The organism is Saccharothrix sp. NRRL B-16314, assembly GCF_000716595.1.
In the GTDB taxonomy this organism is placed as follows: domain Bacteria; phylum Actinomycetota; class Actinomycetes; order Mycobacteriales; family Pseudonocardiaceae; genus Actinosynnema.
The window spans coordinates 1-455 of record NZ_JNXC01000115.1 but is presented as its reverse complement, the minus strand read 5'-3'; the positions used below and the strand labels follow the sequence as shown (position 1 = coordinate 455).

The 455-nt window shown below is 73.0% G+C and carries 1 protein-coding gene; it reads left to right on the top strand.

Going from position 1 to position 455, the window contains the following annotated elements:
- Positions 1-16: 16 nt before the first annotated feature.
- The coding region (locus OQ02_RS39275; RefSeq protein ID WP_231500452.1) for a cation:proton antiporter domain-containing protein at positions 17-455 on the top strand (439 nt) is incomplete at its 3' end.

The window sequence follows — 455 nt, the reverse complement described above, 5'->3', positions numbered from 1 at the left end:
CTACCCGATCGCCGTCATGGCCATCGCCGTCGTCGCGTACGCCGCCGGCGCCATGGCCCACGGCTCCGGCTTCCTCGCCGTCTACCTGGCCTCGATGGTCCTCGGCAACGCCAAGCTGCCGCACGCGCCGGCCAACCGCGGCTTCGCCGAGGGACTCGGCTGGATCGCCCAGATCGGCATGTTCGTCCTGCTCGGCCTGCTCGTCACCCCGCACGAGCTGATCCACGACTTCTGGCCCGCCGTCGTCATCGGCCTGGTCCTGACCGTGGTCGCCCGGCCCATGGAAGTCCTCGTCAGCCTGCTGCCCTTCCGCATCCCCTGGCAGGAGCAGGCCCTGATGTCCTGGGCCGGCCTGCGCGGAGCCGCTCCAGGGGCGCGGACTCGACGCCCAGGTCGGCGGCCTCGCCGGAGGCGCCGAGCTTCAGGGCCTTCGCCAGCCAGGGCAGGGTCGGGCC